This is a genomic window from Kiloniella majae (genome assembly GCF_002118315.1).
Taxonomy (GTDB): domain Bacteria; phylum Pseudomonadota; class Alphaproteobacteria; order Kiloniellales; family Kiloniellaceae; genus Kiloniella; species Kiloniella majae.
This window is the reverse complement of the sequence record NZ_MTSZ01000001.1, coordinates 1,099,229-1,119,725: the sequence shown is the minus strand read 5'-3', so window position 1 is coordinate 1,119,725 and position 20,497 is coordinate 1,099,229. Positions and strand designations below refer to the sequence as shown.

Here is a 20,497-nt window from a genome sequence, read left to right as displayed (position 1 = left end):
CAGATGTTTTGTCTGATAATGAGAGGAAAGGGCACGATGCCATGCCGATAGAGAATATTATTCCTGCGTTAATTTTTGCTGCGGTTATGTCCGGAACGCCGGGGCCTGCAAATATGATTTTGATGGCGACAGGGGCAAAGTTGGGCTTTCGTGGTGCTTTGCCTTTTACCTTCGGTGTCCAAAGCGGTTTCTTTCTTGTCTTGGCTGTTGCGGCCTTTGGTATTACAAGCCTTTTAAAAGGTATACCAGCACTCGCGCCGGTAATAACCGTGATTAGTAGTTGTTATCTTTTGTATCTCGCATGGAAAATCGCCAGATCAGACCTCGGTAAATTATCTGGGGATCAAAGTGCTGATACTGTGGGGTATTTAAACGGGTTAATTGTGCATCCGATGAACCCGAAAGCATGGTTGATGGCAACGACGGTATTTGCGCAATTTACTAATCCGGAGAGCCCAGTGCTTGAACAATGGGTAGTAATGTGTGGGGTGTTTATTATTGGTGGTTTCCCTACGAATTGTATGTGGTCATGGGGAGGTGCAAGAATAATATCGGCAATTCAGAGTCCGCAAAAAAGGTTGATTGTAAATAGTGTCTTGGCTGTGTCGACGGTTGCGATTGTGGCCTATATGGCTGCGGGACAAATCTTTATTTAATATCGGGATTTAATATCGGGTTTTGAAAAAAACGAGAGGGGCGTTGCCTCTCTCGCTCAGTAAGGTCGATAGAGCTTCGCTGATTATAAAGTTGGCGATAACCAGCTTGCCTATATCCCTAAAGCATTTGCTGTTCTATGCGAAAACACAAAACGCCAGAACTTACTTTAGAGATCAATTTCCTGTCTTAATCTGAATGCGCTCTTCTTCCGGTAAGAAAATAAGAGTGCCGCAGGACAGGTGTACGATGGCTCATGCACAAAAGCCACAACTAACAATATCAAGCACAGGGACTGACTTGTTCGTATGACTCAAAAATAGAATTCATAGAGTGTGATGACAATAAAGCGTTGTGTAATTTTGCAAATTTTGTAAAATTATTTAGGGTATTTCTCTGAATTTTGTGAAAGCTGTAAATGTCATGGCGCGACAAATATTTGCGGGGCGAAAAATTCGCCATCTTAGAAGCCAGATAGGGCTTACACAAATTGCCATGGCAAAGAAAATTGACATTTCTGCTGCCTATTTGAACTTGGTTGAGCATAATCAACGGCCCTTATCAAGAAAGTTACAAAAGAAGCTGGAAGAAGCTTTCAATGTGAAAGAAGGTGAGCTTACGGGGGGAGAAGAAGCGCGGCTTCTTTCTGCTATGAATGAGCTTTTTTCTGATCCCCTGTTTGAAAAGTCAAGGCCTGATACCACCGTGCTTGGTGATTTCGTTGCCATGCATCCAGAGATCAGTCGTGCTTTGTTGAAGCTGTACAGGGCTTTCCGTAATGCACGAGAAGATACGCTTAAAGCGCGGGAATCTATTTCTGCTGATCCTTATTTTACAGAAACCAGTCATCAGCTTTTGACTCAGCTAACATCGATTAGGTCTTTTGCCGAAATCTTACAGGACAATGATGACCTTTCAGAGCATCAGCGGGAAAGATTTACTAATGTCCTTGTCGATGAGAGCCAAAAGCTAACCACTATGGTTGGAGAGCTGTTTGATTTTATTAATGGTGAATCAAAACAGGCTGCTTTGCTGAGCGAAACGCCAACGGATGAAGTGGTTGATATGCTTTCGGCCAACGATCACTATTTTCCTGTTTTGGAACAAGCTGCCGAAGAACTCCGAAGCCGCTTAAATGAGCCCAAGCCCTACGGATTGTTTGATGCTTTGGCGAATTACTTGGATGAACAGTTGGGTATTGAGGTTGAGATTGTTCCTGTATCGTCGCAAGGAACGCTCCTGCGAGGGATGTGGGAGTTAAAGGGAGAGGACGGTGGCACATTGAGGTTGATGGAAACTTTGGCGACAAGTTCTTTAAATTTTAGAATGGCCAGAATTATCGCAGAAGTTGCCTATGCTGATGTACTGGAAAATGTTCTTTCTAATGTTCCTTTGAGTAGTAAAGAAGCGAAAAATCTGTGTTTGAAGGCATTGGGAAGTTATTTCGCCGGTGCGGTTATGATGCCCTACAGTGCGTTTCGGAGTGCGGCTTTTGAGTTACGGCACGACATTGATCTGTTACGTCGACGTTTTCGGGCTGGTTTTGAACAGGTGTGCCATCGATTGACAACCTTGCAAAAGCCCGAGGAAGAAGGGGTGCCGTTCCATTTTATCCGAGTTGATCTCGCAGGACAGATCTCGAAGCGTTTCAGTGCATCTGGTTTACGAATACCAAGATATGGCGTTCTCTCGCCCGATTGGGGTGTACAGGATGCGTTTTTAAAGCCTGGGCGTATTAACCTTCATTCTCTCCGTGCAGAGGATCAAAGTGTTTATTTTTCGATATCAAAGACTGTAACCAAACCTGGTGTGATGGTGGGACAGGCGGGGAATACCTTTGCGGTGAGCTTAGGGTGTGAGGCATCGTTTGCTAGACATGTGGTTTATGCCGATGGCGTTGATTTTGCGCATCCAGATAGTGTTTTAATTGGAAATTAATGCCCTGTAGTATGACGGGCGGTGTGAAGGCCTGAAAACACAACTTGGCAAAACACCGCTTGGCAAAACATGGACCTACACTGTAATGTTAGGCCAACAGGGAATTTAAAAGAGATAACCGGATAGCGGAGAAAGGCAGAAAATGCCTCAGACGGTTCTCGTGGTCGAGGACGAGCCTCATATTGTCGACTCATTAAGCTTTCTGATGAAGAAGGCTGGCTTTGATGTCTTTATTGCACGTGATGGTGATGCAGCCTTGCGAATGGTGGAAAGTCGTCCGCCTGATCTGATATTGCTTGATATCATGCTGCCAAGAAGAGACGGTTTTGAAGTCTTGAAGTATGTACGTGCAAATGACGCATGGAAAGAAATGCGCGTTATTTTGTTGACGGCAAAAGGACGTGATGTTGATCGATTGAAGGGGATGGAACTCGGTGCCGATGATTTTGTGACAAAGCCTTTTTCAACAAAAGATGTTGTTAGGTTGGTCAAACAGCATTTGGGTGTTGAAGAGAAACTGGCATAGGTTTTTCAAAATTAATGGCAGTCAAGTTCATGAGTTCGCTATTCCCCCGGAAGGAGTGTGAGTGAGCCGTCCCGGTGATAAGGGTGATCGCAGTATTGCGCTGTTTCTATTGGCCTTACTGCTTTTCAGCCCCCTTTTTCTGTCTATTTTTAGTGATGAAAAGCTTGTGTGGGGGCTTCCGCCATTGTTCCTATATCTTTTTGCTGCGTGGGGAGGGATTATTGCTGCTGTTGCCTGGTCAGCCTCGAAAGATGCTGATGATGCAACGAATGCGCTTGATCCCAATGCGCCGACAGTGATTGATACTTTGGTATCGGATGCTGGGCTTTCTTCTGATAAAGAAGCACCGACGGATCAGAGCAAAAATCTTTCACTCAAGGATGATGATCATGCTGGTTGATTGGATCATCATACTTTCTTCTATTGGCTACCTTCTGGTTCTTTTTGCGATCGCCTATTTCGCAGATAAGCGTGCAGAGCGTGGTGCAGGAATAACGTCGCACCCCTATATCTATGCGCTCTCACTGGGGGTGTATTGTACATCCTGGACATTCTACGGTTCTGTAGGGCGCGCGGCCTCCAGCGGTTTGGATTTTCTGCCCATCTACTTGGGGCCAACCCTTGTTTTTGTCCTGTGGTGGCTGGTCGTTAAAAAGATTATCCGTATTACAAAAGCCCACCGCATAACGTCAATTGCTGACTTTATATCTTCGCGCTATGGGAAAAGTACGCCTTTGAGTGCCTTGGTAACTGTAATCGCGGTTGTGGGAATTGTGCCTTATATATCCCTCCAGCTTAAGGCCGTTGCCACCAGCTTCAATGTTTTAAAGCAATATCCGGAAGTCATTGCGCCCCTTAATTCACCTCCGATTGCCACGGTTGCGGATACGGCCTTCTGGGTCGCTTTGGTTCTTGCTATTTTTGCGATCCTCTTTGGGACACGGCATATTGATAACAGTGAGCATCACGATGGCGTTGTGGTGGCCATCGCCTTTGAATCCGTTGTGAAGCTTCTTGCCTTTTTGGCTGTGGGGATTTTTGTAACCTTTGGGTTGTATGATGGTTTCGGTGACCTTTTTCAGCAAGCGTCACGTGTGCCCGAACTTGTGCAATTGATGACCTTTGAAAAAGAAGGAGCTTATACAACGTGGGTAACCTTGACGACTTTGTCTATGGTTGCGGCAGTGTGTTTGCCGCGACAATTTCAGGTTATTGCTGTTGAGAACGTTAATGAGCCCGAGCTTCGAAAAGGTGTCTGGCTGTTCCCGCTTTACCTTCTGGCGATTAATATTTTTGTTTTACCAATTGCTTTGGGGGGGATGCTTCAATTTCCGCGGGGGGATGTAAATGCAGATACTTTCATTCTCACTCTTCCTATGGCGCACGAACAAGAGATGCTTGCTCTTCTTGTGTTTTTAGGTGGGCTTTCAGCTGCGACATCGATGGTTATTGTCGCTACGATCGCCTTGAGCACTATGGTTTGCAATGACTTGGTGATGCCGGTGCTCTTGCGATGGAACTGGTTAGGTCTGAGGGAAAAAAGTGACTTTACAGGCGTCCTGCTTTTTGTGCGACGTAGCAGTATTATACTCATTCTCCTGTTTGGGTATGCCTACTTTCGTTTTCTGGGGGAAAGCGATGCCCTTGTCACCATTGGTCTTATCTCTTTTGCGGCGGTTTTCCAGTTCGCACCAGCAATGATTGGGGGGATGTTCTGGAAAGGCGGAAACCGCAAAGGGGCGTTAGTTGGTCTTTCCCTCGGCTTTGTTGTTTGGGCCTATACGCTTCTGTTGCCCGCTTTTGCGAAGTCTGGTTTGTTGCCGATTACTTTTATCGCCGCCGGTCCTTTGGGTGTTGAGTTGCTGAGACCATATGAGCTGTTTGGTTTGCAGGGACTTGATCACTTAACGCATGCGCTTTTCTGGACAACAGTCTTTAACGCTGGAGCCTACGTTTTTGTATCTCTCTATACACGACACTCGGCGATTGAGCGTGTTCAGGGGGCGTTATTTGTGGATGTTTATCGCTATGCTGATCAGGGGGCGCGTTCTCAGATATGGCAAGGTTCTGCCTCTGTCGAAGATTTGTTTAATCTTCTTGTTCGCTTTTTAGGGCGCGCCAGAGCTGACAGGGCTTTCAGCGGTTATTTCAGAGATCGAGGCTTGGAGCGCAGGCGTGTTATCACGGCTGATGCTGATCTGGTTCATGTGACAGAACGTCTTCTGTCCGGCGCTATTGGCGCGGCGTCTGCTCGTGTGATGATTTCTTCAGTGGTCAAGGGGGAGGTCGTGCGTCTTGAAGAAGTGATGACAATTCTTGATGAGACGTCTCAAGTTATTGAATACAGCCAGAGCTTGGAGCAGAAATCCAAAGAGTTGGAAAGTACAACGGCGCAATTGCGAGCTGCGAATGAACGCTTGCAGGAACTTGATCGTCTGAAAGACGAGTTTTTATCGACGGTGAGTCATGAGCTTAGAACGCCGCTGACTTCTATCCGATCTTTCAGTGAAATTTTAAGTGATCACCCCGACCTCGAAGAAGAGGAAAAAAGTCGGTTTCTTGAGATCATTGTCAAAGAGAGTGTTCGTTTGACGCGACTGATTAATCAGGTTCTCGATCTGGCAAAAATTGAAGCGGGTCAAATGGAATGGATACTTGAGGATCTGGACATTCCGCAAGTTGTTGAGAATTCGATGGATACGATGTCTGCAATTCTGAGTGAGAAAGAAATTGCCCTTGATGTCGATTTCGCGTCTGACCTGCCTGTGATCAGGGGGGATCGGGATAGGTTGATGCAGGTTTTTGTGAACTTGTTATCCAATGCCATTAAATTTTGTGATGAAAGCCGTGGATGGGTCAAGGTATCAGTTTTTCTACAGGGCGAGGAAGTGGCGATTACTGTTGCGGATAATGGACGGGGAGTGCCTTGGCAAGCGCGTGAACATATCTTTGAAAAATTCCACCAATCTCGTGAAGGCTTAGCAGATAAACCACACGGGACAGGCTTGGGGTTGAGTATTTCTCGTCAGATTGTTGAACATTTTGGCGGACGGTTAGAGCTGGTTCAAACAGGTAGTAGAGGATCTGTTTTTGGTGTTTTTTTGCCTCTACAGGCCAAGCAGATAGTTGCGAAAGCTGGTGAGTGAAAACATCGGATTGGTATCTGGACAATCTTGGCGAGCGGTGATTGCTTCCGGCTGTTCAATAGGGTAAAACCGCATCAACGCAAGATAGCTTGCACATATACAACAGACCATTAATTGGAGCGCCGAATGGCATCATATCAGTATATCTACCAAATGGATGGGGTTTCTAAAACTTTCCCCGGTGGAAAACAGGTTCTAAAAAACATTCATTTGAACTTTCTCCCGGGCGCCAAAATTGGTGTTCTGGGCTTGAACGGTTCAGGTAAATCTACCTTGATGAAAGTTATGGCGGGCCTTGATAACGAAATCAATGGCGAAGCGCGTGCTGCCGATGGTGTGAAGGTTGGGTACTTACCTCAGGAACCTCAGCTCGATCCGGAGAAGGATGTTGCGGGAAATGTTTTTGAGGGCGTTGCAGAGACAAAAGCACTACTTGAAAATTTTGAAGCTTTGAGTGCGAAATTTGCCGAGGTCGATCCAGATGAAATGGACGATTTGATCGCACAGCAGGGTGAGTTACAAGAAAAGATCGATGCACTAGATGCTTGGGATCTTGATCGTCAGGTCGAGATCGCTATGGATGCGTTGCGTTGTCCACCGGGTGATGCTGATGTGACAAAGTTATCTGGTGGTGAGCGTCGTCGTGTTGCTTTATGTCAGTTGCTTTTGTCCAGTCCTGATATGCTTCTTCTCGATGAGCCGACTAACCATCTGGATGCTGAATCAGTATCATGGCTGGAACGCTTTCTTGAAGATTATAAAGGAACTGTTGTCTGCGTAACGCACGATAGATACTTCCTTGATAATGTTGCTGGCTGGATCTTAGAGCTAGATCGTGGTGAAGGTATTCCTTACGAAGGAAATTACTCTAGCTGGCTTGAGCAAAAGCAGAAGCGTCTTTCTATTGAAGAAAAGCAGGAAAGCTCGAAGCAGAAATTCCTGAAAGATGAGCTGCAATGGGTGCGTCAGGGCGCGAAAGCGCGTCAGACTAAATCCAAAGCGCGTCTGCAAGCTTATGAAAATCTCGTACAAGAAGAAAGCTCTCGTGCACCAGATCCTGGTCGTATCGTGATTCCTCCGGCCCCCCGGTTGGGTGATCTTGTGATTGAGGCCAATAATCTTTCAAAGGCTTTTGGTGACAAGCTTCTTATTGAAGACTTGAATTTCAAAATTCCTAAAGGTGCTATCGTTGGTATTATTGGTCCCAATGGTGCTGGTAAAACGACCCTGTTCAGAATGATCACCGGACAAGAACAGCCAAATGAAGGTTCGTTGAATGTTGGTGAGACTGTTGAAATTGGGTATGTAGATCAAAGTCGTGATGCGCTTTCTGCAGATAAGAACGTGTGGGAAGAAATTTCAGATGGCCTCGATGTAATCGAAATTGGCAAGCACACTTATCAGTCTCGTTCTTATGTCGGTGCGTTCAACTTTAAAGGCGGTGATCAACAGAAGAAGGTTGGTCAACTTTCTGGTGGTGAGCGAAATCGGGTGCATCTTGCCAAGATGCTACGTAAGAGCGCGAACGTTATTCTTCTCGATGAGCCAACAAACGATCTGGATGTAGATACACTGCGTTCTTTGGAAGAATCAATCCTTGAATATAGTGGCTGTGTTCTGGTGACGTCGCACGATCGCTGGTTCCTTGATCGCATTGCTACGCATATCCTTGCCTTCGAAGGGGATAGTCAGGTTGTTTGGTTCGAAGGGAACTATGAAGATTACGAAGTAGATCGTAAGCGTCGTCTTGGTGCTGAAGCTGACCAGCCACACCGTATTAAATACAAGCCACTTAAACGATAATACCGTTCGTATTAAGTCCGGATAGTTTGTAAAAGCGCTGAAGCATAGATTGTTTCAGCGCTTTTAATTTTGGGATTTTATCTTTTTTGTAGATTTCATCTATAAGTCTTGCGGGCATGACATGCGCCCATAAAAAAAGCCCCGGTTTTATAAATCCGAGGCTTCTTAACTCTAAGAGAATGCTTTGTTTCTCTCTTATACTCTTAGCTATTTTCTTTAGGCGCAAAATCACCAGACTGTATTTTTTCGCGAAGCTTGGTATTGAGTTCGGAGAGATCTCCACCCAGGCTTTTTAGTGCAGATGTGTAGTCAGAGCGATAGGTGGATCGCAGACTGATACCTTCTGCAGCGATGTCTGTAATGATATAGTCTGATGAGCCGTCTTTCTTCTCAACCCGCCAAAGAATTTGTGCGGGTTCGCCGTTTTCTGCTTTTACGGTACTAAAAACGATGAAGAAAGATTTTTTGGGAACAACTTTCGTAACTCTGAAATCTGAACCTGCGTACTGAGAGAAGGTCGGAAGAAAGCGTTGAACCATGACGTCTTCAAAGATAACAATGAATTCCTTGCGATGATCGTCCTCGGCTTTTCGCCAGTATTTTCCGATTACAAAGCGCGCTATTCCTTCAACATCAAAATTTTTATTAAGGAGTGCGCGGAATTGCTTTTCACGCTCTTCTTCTGAAACGTCTTCATTTGATAGTTGAGTGATTGCCTTTTTTTGCAGGGCCTTGAGATATTGTCCTGCATCATCATCTGCATTTGCTGGCCCATTAAAGGCAGCTAAACAGAAAGCAGCCCCCGCAAGGAGAGCTGCAATGTTTTTTATAAAGCTCGTAAACCGCTTCATGATTTATTCCGCATAAGACACTTGGTCATCATCTTCCGGGAAGATGTCTGTTAGTCCAGGTGCCAATGTTGGTTCTGCTTCACCATCATTAATTTCGTTTACACGCTTTTGATGATAAAGCGAACGAACCCGCGCATAGAAATCGACAGAATCACGTTTTAGTTCATCAACAGTTTCGATGTTACGTGATCTTTTGTCGATACCATCGGTTACTTTGCGTCCAATCAAAACTTCTGTTTTAGCAACATAGGTCAACGGATCAAGAAGAGCATCGCCAATCAGGCCAACACCATCACGGACGTTTGATGGACCCAAGATTGGAAGTACGAGGTAAGGACCTTCTGGTACGCCCCATGTTCCCATTGTCTGTCCAAAATCTTCTGAGTGGTATTCTAGACCTGTTTGGCTCGCGACATCAGCCAAACCACCAGCACCTGCAATTGTGTTGATGAGGAATCGAGCAAACGTATTCTCGGCCTTTTCGATATCGCCTTGAAGCAAGTCGTTGGCAAGAATGACGGGTGTGTAAGTATTTCTGATGAAATTACGAACAGAATCCCGAATTGGAGAAGGAACCAGGAAACGATATCCTTCTGCAACAGGACGGAAAATAATTGTGTCTGCTGCATCGTTAAACGCAAAAATAAAGCGGTTAACGGTCTCAATTGGATCGTTATCACCTTCGTCAACTGCGGTTGAGCCTTCAGTCTGCGCCCACTGGTCATCAGTGCTTGCATTGGCTTCATCCTGCAGTGTTGAGTTCGGCTTACTTGCACAGCCTGTCACAAAAATAGCAACGGCAGTAAAAGCAACCAAACGTTTTATCAGTCGAGAATTAATCTCGGACAAAATACCTAACCCCACGACATTTCGCCTATCATTTGTTTCTACGGTCATAACACTTGCTCACCCAGAGACCCCCCTGATATTTGCTGGCAATATAATAAATATTGCAACACAAACGAACGTGAACAAAACAAAATACTTAAATGCTCTTTAAAACATAACTCTACTTAATTTTTAAAGAGACTAAATCTTAGTATGGTTGATTATCACAAGCTTGATTGCAAAACCAGTCATAAGAGTCATTAAATAGGGTGGAAGAAATATACTGTTGTATTTTTGCATCACGCTCGCTTGATTTGTTTTAAATTTTAACGAATATGTTCCTGCGAATCTTCCTTAGCGTAATGTTATTTTAATCTTTTTTCTTCTGTAATTTTCCGCCGGATTCGTGGTGTTTGTGTTGTTTTATTGTTTTTTGTTAAAGGAAATAGTGTCGTGATTCACCCGAATGAGGTAATGCCTTTAGTCAGTTTTGAAGGGTGTGTTCCGTCAGAATGGCTCGATTATAACGGGCATATGAACGTTGCTTATTATATGCACGTTTTTTGTGATGCTACCGATGCTTTTCTCGAATTTTTTGGTGTTACCGAAAATTATCGCCAGCAGACGAACTGTTCGACCTTTGTCGTTGAAAATCATGTGAACTATATGAAGGAACTCCATCTGGGCTCTAATATGAGAGTAGAAACCAAATTACTTGGGTATGATCGTAAAAAGATGAGCTACCATCATTCGCTTTACAATATTGATGAAAATTATTTAGCTGCGACGTCCGAATGGATATCTCTTCATGTCGATTTGAAGAGACGTATTTCATGTGAAATGCCAAATGCACTGATTGATAATTTAAAAGATATATATGAAGGCCAAGAAGGCTTGCCCTTGCCTGTTAACGTTGGGCGATCAATAATGTCCTGGAATACCGATAGCTGACCCATTTAATCAGAATGAAATTGTCGAAAGCAAAACAAGTGAGCGTAAATTTACTTGAAGTTAAGAGTTTGATTTCTAACATTAAGATTATGAATAAAAGTCTTTGTTTTGCGATTGTCGCTTTTTTTTATTTTCAATCATCTTCTGCTGTTGTGGCGGCTTGTACAGACCCGGCCGGAGCTGATGTGAACTGGCAGCGATGTAATATGGACGGACTGAATCTGGATGATGTTGAGCTTTCTGGCGCTCGATTAAGAGATACCAGTTTCCTGCGAGGATCACTAAACCGGGCTGATCTAAAAAACGTCTCTGCCTTTAGGACCAAGTTTGTCAGCGCTTCATTGGTAGAGGCCAATTTCACAAAGGCTTCTTTACCAGAAGCGGATTTTACCAAAGCAGATCTACAGGGTGCTGATTTTACAAGGGCAAATTTAAAGCGTGCACGTCTTTTCAAGACGATACTTAGAGGAGCTGATCTCACTAAAGCACAAATCGAAGGAGCGGATTTGACGAAAGCAGATTTGTCGGGTGCAACGTGGATCGATGGTAAACGAATTTGTGCAGAAGGGTCGATCGGGCGCTGTATGTAGTCTAAATCGGCAGTAAAATTTTCCCGTAACTTTAAAGTACTGCTCTCGGTAATTTTATAAAAAAATACATTGTTCTGGTGGAACTATAATTTCCATAGCGTTATAACGGTTATTAGAACAATTAAATACGATAGCTGCGGATGGCGGTCCTGCTTAATTCAACTTGCATTTCTGATTTACCTCTAGGGGCGGATAACCGGGTATTCTGTAAAGACAGTTTATGCTCAAATGTTCCCTTTAGCGACGTTATGGACCGGGGGCGGTATGTCTGAAGATAAGGGTGCCCGCTTGTCGCCACTGCAACAGATCAGGCAATTCATACAAAATGAACAGGTGATATTATCGTCTTTAGCGGTGATTATTGGTGCTGCTGCGGGTCTTGCCGCTATGGCGTTCCGTCATTTTATTGATCTTGTTCAGATGTTTTTTTATGGGTTTCAAGGTGAAAAAATATCCGTTGGTATTGCGGGATTACCCTGGTGGCACATTGTTCTTGTTCCCGTTATTGGTGGGGGAATCGTAGGGTTATTTATTCGGTATTTCTTACCCGATGGTAAGCCGCAAGGTGTGCCACATGTTATCGAAGCAACCGCGCTCAAGGGCGGACGGATGTCTTTGAAAATTGGCGTTAGGGCTGCAATTGCTTCAGCTTTCTCTATCGGTGTGGGGGCATCGGTCGGACGTGAAGGGCCTGTTGTTCATCTTGGGGCATCAATTGGTGCCTGGCTTTCTAAAAGGCTACACCTTGGCTATTCACTCTTCCGAACACTTCTGGGGTGTGGTGTCGCCGCAGCGATTGCGACCTCTTTTAACGCTCCGATAGCGGGTGTCTTTTTTGCACTTGAAGTTGTTGTTGGTCACTACGCGCTTTCTGCTTTTGCGCCTATTGTTATTGCTTCGGTTGTGGGTACGATTATCAGCCGGATTTATTATGGTGATTTTCCAGCCTTTATCTTGCCTAAAGCAATGTCATTGTCATCATTCTGGGAATTTCCGGCTTTTGCTCTTTTGGGGATTATTTCTGCCTTGGCGGCGATTGCCTTTATGTGGTCGGTGATCTTTGCTGAAGATACTTTCAAGAAGTTGAATATTCCTTTTTGGGGAAAGCCTATGATCGGGGGCTTGGCCTTGGGTGTCATGGCTCTTGTTTTCCCTCAGGTTCTTGGTGTTGGTTATGAAGCAACTGACGCAGCCTTGTCAGAACTTTATCCTCTGTGGTTGTTACTGGCTTTGATTGTGGTTAAGACGATTGCAACGGCTATTTCTCTGGGGTCAGGGTTTTCGGGTGGTGTGTTTTCACCTTCGATTTTTCTAGGGGCAATGGTGGGTGGTGCCTATGGAATCATTGCGACCAGTCTTTTTCCGGAACTCTCTTCAGGCACCGGAGCTTATACCGTCATTGGTATGGGGGCCGTTGCGGGTGCGGTTCTCGGGGCGCCGGTCTCAACCATCCTTATGATTTTTGAGCTAACAAATGACTATGCTTTAACTATTGCGGTGATGATCGCGACATCTCTATCGAGTGTGATCACGCAACAGGTTCATGGGCGCTCTTTTTTTATGTGGCAACTTGAAAGACGTGGCGTTGAAATCCGGGGTGGGCGTGAGGCAAGTTTGATGCGGTCTATTACAATATCGCATATGGTGCATTGCGAAGTCTCGACTGTTGATACCTCTGCAGATTTAAGCCACGTCAGGGAAGAAATCAGAAAAAACCGACTGGGGCAGGTCTTTGTTATTGATGAAGATGAACGGCTTAAAGGCTCTATTACCTTTATCGAATTGGCTGATGGACTAGATCTGCAAGAGGAAAAGGGTGTTGCCTTAACCGCATTGGATATTGCGCGAACCAAAGCTGTTCAATTGGAAGAAGATTCTAATATCGAGCAGGCGCTTCAGGCGCATGGTGCAAGTGGGGAAGTTTATATCCCGGTGATTGATGAAGAAGGTATTCTCAAAGGTGTTCTTCATGAACATGACGTGGCACTTGCCTATAAAAAAGCAATGGAGCAAGCCCGGGCTGAAGAACGCGGTGACATGTGATTGCTTCTGTAAGGGATGACTAAGTACAAAGCTGTATTTAATATGTATAAGGGCTGAGAACGATATCGTTCTCAGCCCTTATTATTTCGTGAGGCTTTCTGAAGAGGTTAGTCTTCGAGAAGGTATCCTGCCTTTAGCGGTTCTTTGCCAGCGACTTTACCAATAACAAGGCCAGGCTTTACAGCTTTGTGCTGGCGGCGAGTGAAGAAAATACCATCGGTTCCAGCATAGATCGGTGTGCGGGATTGGGTTGGATCTTCTGCTGCGGGATCAATCAAGGTTGCGATCTGATCGCCTTTCTTCACGATGTCACCCAACTCCCTACAATAGGTAACAAAGCCTGCGCCCGGCGAGGGAATTATTTCACAAGCGTCTGTACCCGTTGCTTCACACAGTGGAGCAGGTAATGGCCCTGCATCGCCTTCGATTAGGCCGCGACGGATGAAGAAGTTATAGAGTGCATCAGCATCTTTTGCTCCGATTTCGTCTGACACATCCGGGCGTCCCCGGTGTTCAACAGTCATTGACATGGTTGCCTGCGGAATTGCTGCATCGGGGAACAGGCGTGAAAGCTCGGCCCAGGGGCGGGTATATACTTCGTCGAAGCTGCCGCCGCCGGAATTTTCGGCCATCATGACGGCTGTTGCGCCAAAGTCAGCGGCAAAATCCTGACAATCGGGCCAGTTGAGGTCAGAGATATAAAGATAGGGGAGGGATTCGTCATCACAATGAAGATCGAAGACGTAATCCGCTCGGGCTGCTTCTTTCGCTAATATCTTGCGGAGGCTGTCAAATTCACTTGTTGGTGTAACTTCGTTTAGAACGTCCTGCATCGTTGAGCGGATCAACTTTACATTATCGTCTTCATCTTTGCCGAGTTTGTTTGCAAGACGATCTTGGACCATTGCTGTCAGGTCGTACCAACCGCGGTTAAAATTACCATCACCACCACGGTGAACGCGCCCAATGAGAATATCGTCTTCAAACTGATCCAGTCCGATCGGGTTGGCAAAGGGAACGATGACAATTTCACCTTTTAATAATCCTTGTTGGTCCGCTTCTTCCAAGCGTTGCAGAAGATGATGTGTGCAAGCCATAGCCGGGGTTTCGTCGGCGTGTAGGCAGGCTTGAACATAAGCAACTTTGCCATTTGTATCTGCACCGTAGCGATGCATGGTGACGACCCGTTGTGTACTTGGTGTTTCAGAAAGTAGCGCGTGGCGCTCTGTAATACGGGCCATGTTTTTTCCTGTATATTCTTGTGATCCAGAGTTTTGCATAACATAAAGAGTTGTTTGATCTTTAGGTCAAGAGGTAAAAGTGGATGAGCTTGTCGAGAAGCTGCGCTATAAACCAATCATGATAGACGAATCGCAAATGCAAAACGAAGGGCTACCGCCCTATCTTACTGGTCTTAATGAATCGCAGATGGATGCCGTTCAGACTACGGATGGACCTGTTCTTGTCCTGGCTGGGGCCGGAACTGGGAAAACGCGGGTTCTTACCACGCGCCTTGCTCATATTCTGGCAACAGGAAAAGCTTTCCCCGGTCAGGTTCTGGCTGTGACCTTTACCAATAAAGCGGCGCAGGAGATGAAGGAGCGTGTTGCTTCGATTCTGAACGAGCCGACCGTCGAGCGTTGGTGGTTGGGGACTTTCCATGCTATCGCGGTTCGTATGTTACGGGCTCATGCCGAGAAGGTTGGCCTGGGAAGTGATTTTGCGATTATTGACACGGATGATCAGCTGCGATTGGTGAAGCAGCTTCTGAAAGAAAATAATCTCGACGATAAGAAATGGCCGCCAAAATCTGTTCTTGGTGTTATTCAGCGTTGGAAGGATCGGGGGCAAACACCTGATCATGTTTCTGCCAATGAAGCCAAAGAATTTGCTGGCGGGCGCATTCATAAAATTTACCAGAGCTATCAACAGCGTATGAAAGAGCTGAACGCCTGTGACTTTGGTGACTTGTTGTTGCATACTCTCGTGATTTTTCAGACCTATCCGGATGTGTTGGCGGATTACCATCGACGTTTTCACTATATTTTGGTCGATGAGTATCAGGACACCAACGTGGCCCAGTATCTTTGGTTACGTCTTTTAGCGCAGGGGCATCAGAATGTGTGCTGTGTCGGGGATGATGATCAATCTATCTACGGGTGGCGCGGGGCAGAAGTTGGTAATATCCTTCGCTTTGAAAAAGATTTCCCCGGTGCAAAGGTGGTTCGTCTGGAGCGGAACTACCGTTCTACGGGACGGATACTTGCCGCGGCTTCTTCTGTTATCAGTCATAACGAAGGACGCTTAGGCAAGACGCTTTGGACGGATGATGACGAAGGTGAAATGCTGCGTGTTCGCGGACTCTGGGATGGGGAAGCCGAAGCCCGTTTTGTCGGTGAAGAAACGGAAAGTCTGCAACGCCAAGGTCAATCACTGGACCAGATTGCTGTTCTCGTTCGGACGGGGGCGATGACCCGTGAATTTGAAGAACGCTTCTTGACGCTGGGCATTCCTTATAGGGTGATCGGCGGCGCACGCTTCTACGAGCGTCTGGAAATACGCGATGCTCTGGCGTACCTGCGCCTCGTGAATTCAGCTGATGACAGTCTGGCTTTTGAGCGTTGTATTGCTAAACCTAAAAGAGGACTAGGGCCAGCTGCTATGGCTGTTGTTCACCAATTAGCGCGACAGAATGAAACATCGCTGTTTAAGGCGGCGCAGGTGATTGTTGAAACCGATGAGTTACGCCCTGCGGCTCGTAAATCTATGGCAGGTTTTGTTGCACTAGTTGAAAGTTGGCAAAATAAGAAGAATGAATTGCCGCATCCGGAATTGGCTGACCTTATTCTGGAAGAAAGCGGCTATCTGGAATTCTGGCAGAACGATAAGTCCGTTGAGGCCAAAGGACGTGTTGAGAACCTGCGTGAACTGGTTAATGCTTTGGGTGAATTCGAAAGCCTTCCTGACTTTCTGGAACACGTCAGTCTTGTGATGGATACCAATAGCCAACAGAACCAGGAAATGGTTTCTATCATGACCTTGCATGGTGCCAAGGGACTTGAGTTTGAAACTGTTTTTCTACCCGGTTGGGAAGAGGGACTGTTTCCGAACCAACGAGCCATGGATGAGCAAGGTCTTAAAGGGTTGGAAGAAGAGCGTCGATTGGCTTATGTGGGATTAACCCGTGCCAGAGAACGCGCGATCATTTCCTTTGCAGCGAACAGGCGTATGCATGGTTCCTGGGCTTCGGCAATCCCGTCACGATTTGTCGATGAGCTTCCCCATGAACACATTGAGCGGGAAAGTGATCGGGGCATTTACTCTGCGCCGTTAGAGCCATCTTATGGTGGTTTTGGCTCTGGCAGAGGCTGGCAAGATAATGACCGGACGAGCCCGGGAATGCAGCGTGCCAGAAGCTATTCAGGCGGTGAATCTCAACTTGTACGACAAGCAGCGCAAAAGGTTTCTGAAAGTAAAAGCGGTTTTGGTCGTGGAGAACGGGTTTTCCATCAAAAATTCGGCTATGGGTTAGTAACTTCGGTTGAAGGTGAACGTCTGACAATTTCTTTTGATAAGGCCGGAAGCAAAAAAGTTCTGAGTAACTTTGTGGTTCCCGCCGAACAGGCAGGTATGTAATGAGAGAAGATAACTCCGCAGTTTGGGTTGTGGCTTTGGATATAAAAGAGGTCAACTTACCTATCTATGAGCTTGCTCTGGAACCACTTGATGGCGCAATCGTCACAACAAACCCGAATGAATCTGGGGTTGTGTCTGTTAAAGTATATGTAGATGGCAAGCCATCTGATGAGCAGGTTAACAACATTTTGGCCAGTACGGCTGAAATCGTTGGTGGTGATGTTCCAACGACTACGATTGAACAACTTCCTGAAATTGATTGGGTTGCTGAAAGTCAAAAGGCTTTGCCGCCAATCGTGGCCGGAAAGTTTTTTGTTCATGGATCACATGTAACCGAGCAGCCACCAGAAGGTTCTGTACCTCTGTTGATTGAGGCTAATGTAGCGTTTGGTACCGGGCAACATGATACGACAAAGGGGTGTTTGATCGCGCTCACAGATTTGGCCGAGGACAAAAAAGTCGTTAATGCGTTGGATATGGGATGTGGGTCCGGGATCCTATCTATGGGAATCAAAATCCTATGGAACTGTCCTGTTCTCGGGGTGGATATTGATGCTGATTCTGTACGTGTGGCACTGGAAAATGCAGATCTGAATAATGTTTCTGATATCACAGGTGTTTGCGGGGATGGCTATAATGCCCCGGAAGTTGCCGCGCGTGGCCCCTATGATCTGATCGCGGCAAACATTCTTGCTGAACCGCTCTGCCAGATGGCGCCTTTACTGGAAAAGAACTTGGTCAATGGCGGTGTCGCTGTGCTTTCCGGGTTGCTCATCACGCAACAGGATAAGGTTGTGAAAGCTCATGAAGCCGTGGGGCTAAAAGTTATCCGAGAACTTCACTTGGGTGAGTGGGCGACATTGGTTTTATCTCGGTAAAAGCCTCATCACATTTATTTCAAACTAAAAGAAAGGCCCTTGTTCATTCAACAGGGGCCTTTCTTGGTTAGGCATATCTTTTGGACAAACAAAAAACGCGCCGGGGATTCCGGCGCGTTTCAACAAGTAGTGCTGCAAGCAAAAGGGGGGTTATGCTGCGCGTACTGCCTTGCTGTTGTTTTCAGCTTCTTTGGTTTCTTTTGTAGAAACAAAATCTGAAGAAGAAAGGAAAGAGAAGCCTGGTTCAAAAGTTTTGGTTTCTTTTTCTGCTGCTTCAGCATAAAGGCTGTTTACAGTTGCTTCGATGTTACCGCGGCTTAGGCCAATGTCGTTCAGTTCACGATCGTTAAGGTCCCAAAGCTGATTTACAGTTGCGCGACGTTCCATGTAGTTTTTGAAGTTCTGAACGAGGCCAGAAATAGCTGCATAGATGCGGTATGTTTTTGTGTAGCGGTGTGGTGCCACAGTTACGAATACAGGCTGGTTAGCAATTTCGTTGGCCGCGAATACGAATTTATCTTCTCTCATGATCATTTCTCCTAGATCAGTTAATGCGGCCGACTATGTCTTTCTATTGCCGCTGTGTTGTTGCACTATATCTAGCTCATAAAAGTTTTTTCGGTAGCGGTGATTCTGCACCACAGCTATGCATTTTGAGCATAATTTTGTTTTGTACCGGTTAAGGTGTTGAAAATAAATAATTTAGTGTTATGCAAAAGCAAGTGTTGTTATGCGTGGATTGCTCAGATAATCTGCTGAAAACTGGATTGTATATTGTATAAGGACTGAAAAATGCCTGAAACGGCTATTCTTGATCATACGGCACGCCTAAAAGCATTGAGGGACCAACTGGTATCAGAAGGTGTGGACGGCTTCATCGTTCCCAGGACTGATGAACACCAAGGAGAATACGTTCCGCCACAGGCCCAGAGGTTGGCATGGTTAAGTGGTTTTACGGGATCTGCCGGGCTGGGGACTGTTCTTATGGACAAGGCAGCTATTTTTGTGGATGGGCGTTATACAATTCAGGTGCGGCAAGAAGTAAGTGAACAGCTTTTTGCCTACCAGCATCTGGTTGAAGAGCCTGCCCATCAATGGTTGGAAGATAATGTTTCCGCGGGTATGCGTATTGCCTATGATCCCTGGTTGCAGAGTGAAAACCAAATCAAAGCCTTGCGCAAGGGGGTTGAAAAAGCCGGGGGTGTTCTGGTTCCTCTTTCGGAAAATCCGCTTGATAAGGTTTGGTTGGACCAGCCTGCCAGGCCTTGTACTAAATCCATGCCATACGATCTAAAGCATGCAGGGCAATCTTCACGCGATAAACGCGAAGAGATTGGTAAACTACTTACAAAATCAGACGCGGACTGCGCAGTTTTGAGTTTACCGGACTCTGTTGCATGGCTTTTAAATGTGCGTGGCGAAGATGTGGATCATACACCGTTGGTTCTTTCCTTTGCAGTTGTGCATGCCGACGGTGCCGTGCAGTGGTTTGTTGATTCAGAAAAAGTGACAAGTGAAACCCTCTCGGCATTGGACAATCAGGTTGAAGTGGCTGAGCCGGGCACATTGGAAGCGCGCCTTGAAACTTTTGCGCGTGAAGGCAAAAGAGTTTTAGTTGATCCAGCAACCTGCCCCGAGCGTATCACGTCCCTCTTGGAAGAAAATGGTGCGCAGCTTGTTCGGGATTTGGACCCAGTAAGTCTTCCAAAGGCCAGAAAGAATACATCAGAACTGGACGGTATTCGTGCTGCTCATGTCCGCGATGGTGCTGCTATGGTACGGTTCCTCAAGTGGGTGACAGAAAACGCAACGGCACGGGCTGGTACAGATAATCCCGTGACTGAAATGGAAGCGGCTGAAAAACTCAGAGTATTCAGGGAAGAGGTTCCTTTATATAAAGATATCTCTTTTGATACCATTTCCGGTGCTGGACCCAATGGTGCTCTTTGTCACTATAAAGTGAGTGATGAAAGTTCTTTACCGCTCAACAAAGATGAGATCTTCTTGATCGATTCCGGGGGGCAGTATCTGGATGGTACGACTGATATCACACGTACGGTTATTATTGGTACACCGAACGAGGAAATGAAGGATCGTTTTACCCGGGTATTGATGGGGCATATTTCTCTGTCTACGGCAAAATTCCCGAAGGGTACGAACGGTATTCAGCTGGATAGTCTTGCAAGACGTCCGCTTTGGGATGCTGGTTTGGATTATGACCATGGAACCGGGCACGGTGTCGGCTGCTTCCTTGGGGTACATGAAGGGCCGCAACGAATTGCAAAAGTTTCATCACCTGTAGCTTTGGAGCCCGGGATGTTTCTGTCGAATGAGCCCGGTTACTACAAAGCTGGAGAATATGGCATCCGTATCGAAAACCTGATGATCGTGCGTGATGCGGGACAGATGGTTGGCTTGGATATACCGTTATATGATTTTGAAACGGTTACGCTATGTCCAATTGATCTGCGCTTGATTGAGCCGTCTTTGATGAGTGCGGCAGAGATTAAATGGCTGAATGAGTATCACGCCTGGGTTCGTAAAGAGTTGACGCCTTTGCTGGATCAAGATCATGCGGCATGGCTTGAAACCGCGACACAGGCTATTTGATTTTGTATGCCCGCTCTCTGTTTGAAAGCAAGAGGGCGGGCAT

General features: G+C 46.1%; 16 protein-coding genes. 12 read left to right on the top strand and 4 right to left on the bottom strand.

From position 1 onward, the window contains the following. The first annotated feature begins 8 nt into the window (after positions 1-8). The 6 genes from BKB51_RS05240 (at position 9) to ettA (ending at position 8,067) form a co-directional block, all read left to right on the top strand. On the top strand, positions 9-656 hold the full coding sequence (locus BKB51_RS05240) for a LysE family translocator (RefSeq protein WP_125911794.1): 648 nt from the start codon (positions 9-11) through the stop codon (positions 654-656). 403 nt (positions 657-1,059) lie between these two features. Then, positions 1,060-2,592, top strand: coding sequence for a helix-turn-helix domain-containing protein (locus tag BKB51_RS05235; RefSeq protein ID WP_125911793.1), 1,533 nt, complete (start codon positions 1,060-1,062; stop codon positions 2,590-2,592). A gap of 142 nt (positions 2,593-2,734) precedes the next feature. Beyond that, the gene (locus BKB51_RS05230) at positions 2,735-3,118 is read left to right on the top strand and encodes a response regulator (protein WP_085900003.1); all 384 of its coding nucleotides are present in this window, start codon (positions 2,735-2,737) and stop codon (positions 3,116-3,118) included. A 61-nt stretch (positions 3,119-3,179) separates the two neighbouring features. Further along, positions 3,180-3,518 (top strand): hypothetical protein, encoded by a 339-nt coding sequence (locus BKB51_RS05225; protein ID WP_085900002.1) that lies wholly within the window; start codon positions 3,180-3,182, stop codon positions 3,516-3,518. Beyond that, on the top strand, positions 3,508-6,264 hold the full coding sequence (locus BKB51_RS05220) for a sensor histidine kinase (protein ID WP_085900001.1): 2,757 nt from the start codon (positions 3,508-3,510) through the stop codon (positions 6,262-6,264). Before BKB51_RS05225 ends, BKB51_RS05220 begins: the two co-directional genes overlap by 11 nt. Positions 6,265-6,390: 126 nt before the next feature. After that, positions 6,391-8,067 carry an energy-dependent translational throttle protein EttA gene (gene ettA / locus BKB51_RS05215; RefSeq protein ID WP_085900000.1) on the top strand — a complete coding sequence of 559 codons (1,677 nt, stop codon included), beginning with the start codon at positions 6,391-6,393 and terminating at the stop codon, positions 8,065-8,067. 203 nt (positions 8,068-8,270) lie between these two features. Here the strand turns inward: ettA and BKB51_RS05210 are convergent, their stop codons facing one another. Further along, a complete protein-coding gene (locus BKB51_RS05210; RefSeq protein WP_085899999.1) occupies positions 8,271-8,918 on the bottom strand; it encodes an MlaC/ttg2D family ABC transporter substrate-binding protein in 648 nt (215 codons plus the stop codon). Positions 8,919-8,921: 3 nt separating this feature from the next. Beyond that, on the bottom strand, positions 8,922-9,815 hold the full coding sequence (locus BKB51_RS05205) for an MlaA family lipoprotein (RefSeq protein ID WP_085899998.1): 894 nt from the start codon (positions 9,813-9,815) through the stop codon (positions 8,922-8,924). Positions 9,816-10,199: 384 nt separating this feature from the next. On the opposite strand from BKB51_RS05205, the gene BKB51_RS05200 reads away from it, so the two are divergent. From BKB51_RS05200 to BKB51_RS05190, 3 genes are all read left to right on the top strand, one after another. After that, positions 10,200-10,697: a thioesterase family protein gene (locus BKB51_RS05200; protein ID WP_125911792.1), complete on the top strand. Its 498-nt coding sequence runs from the start codon at positions 10,200-10,202 to the stop codon at positions 10,695-10,697. An 89-nt stretch (positions 10,698-10,786) separates the two neighbouring features. After that, positions 10,787-11,287 carry a pentapeptide repeat-containing protein gene (locus BKB51_RS05195; RefSeq protein WP_085900231.1) on the top strand — a complete coding sequence of 167 codons (501 nt, stop codon included), beginning with the start codon at positions 10,787-10,789 and terminating at the stop codon, positions 11,285-11,287. A 264-nt stretch (positions 11,288-11,551) separates the two neighbouring features. After that, complete coding sequence (locus tag BKB51_RS05190) at positions 11,552-13,330, top strand: chloride channel protein (RefSeq protein ID WP_085899996.1); 1,779 nt, start codon at positions 11,552-11,554, stop codon at positions 13,328-13,330. Positions 13,331-13,437: 107 nt separating this feature from the next. Here BKB51_RS05190 and BKB51_RS05185 read toward each other — a convergent pair whose 3' ends face one another. Continuing rightward, complete coding sequence (locus tag BKB51_RS05185) at positions 13,438-14,571, bottom strand: succinylglutamate desuccinylase/aspartoacylase family protein (protein WP_158090151.1); 1,134 nt, start codon at positions 14,569-14,571, stop codon at positions 13,438-13,440. A gap of 118 nt (positions 14,572-14,689) precedes the next feature. Between BKB51_RS05185 and BKB51_RS05180 the strand changes: the two genes are divergently transcribed. Together BKB51_RS05180 and BKB51_RS05175 are read left to right on the top strand one after the other, a co-directional pair. Next, positions 14,690-16,966, top strand: a complete 2,277-nt coding sequence (locus BKB51_RS05180; protein WP_085900230.1) for an ATP-dependent helicase — start codon at positions 14,690-14,692, stop codon at positions 16,964-16,966. After that, entirely contained in the window at positions 16,966-17,844 is an 879-nt protein-coding gene (locus tag BKB51_RS05175; RefSeq protein ID WP_085899994.1) for a 50S ribosomal protein L11 methyltransferase, read from the top strand. The genes BKB51_RS05180 and BKB51_RS05175 overlap by 1 nt, the downstream gene beginning before the upstream one ends. A 150-nt stretch (positions 17,845-17,994) precedes the next feature. On the opposite strand, the gene BKB51_RS05170 is transcribed toward BKB51_RS05175, so the two are convergent. Continuing rightward, a complete protein-coding gene (locus BKB51_RS05170; protein ID WP_125911791.1) occupies positions 17,995-18,372 on the bottom strand; it encodes a DUF1127 domain-containing protein in 378 nt (125 codons plus the stop codon). Positions 18,373-18,636: 264 nt separating this feature from the next. On the opposite strand from BKB51_RS05170, the gene BKB51_RS05165 reads away from it, so the two are divergent. Further along, positions 18,637-20,454 (top strand): aminopeptidase P family protein, encoded by a 1,818-nt coding sequence (locus BKB51_RS05165; RefSeq protein WP_085899992.1) that lies wholly within the window; start codon positions 18,637-18,639, stop codon positions 20,452-20,454. Positions 20,455-20,497: the final 43 nt, after the last annotated feature.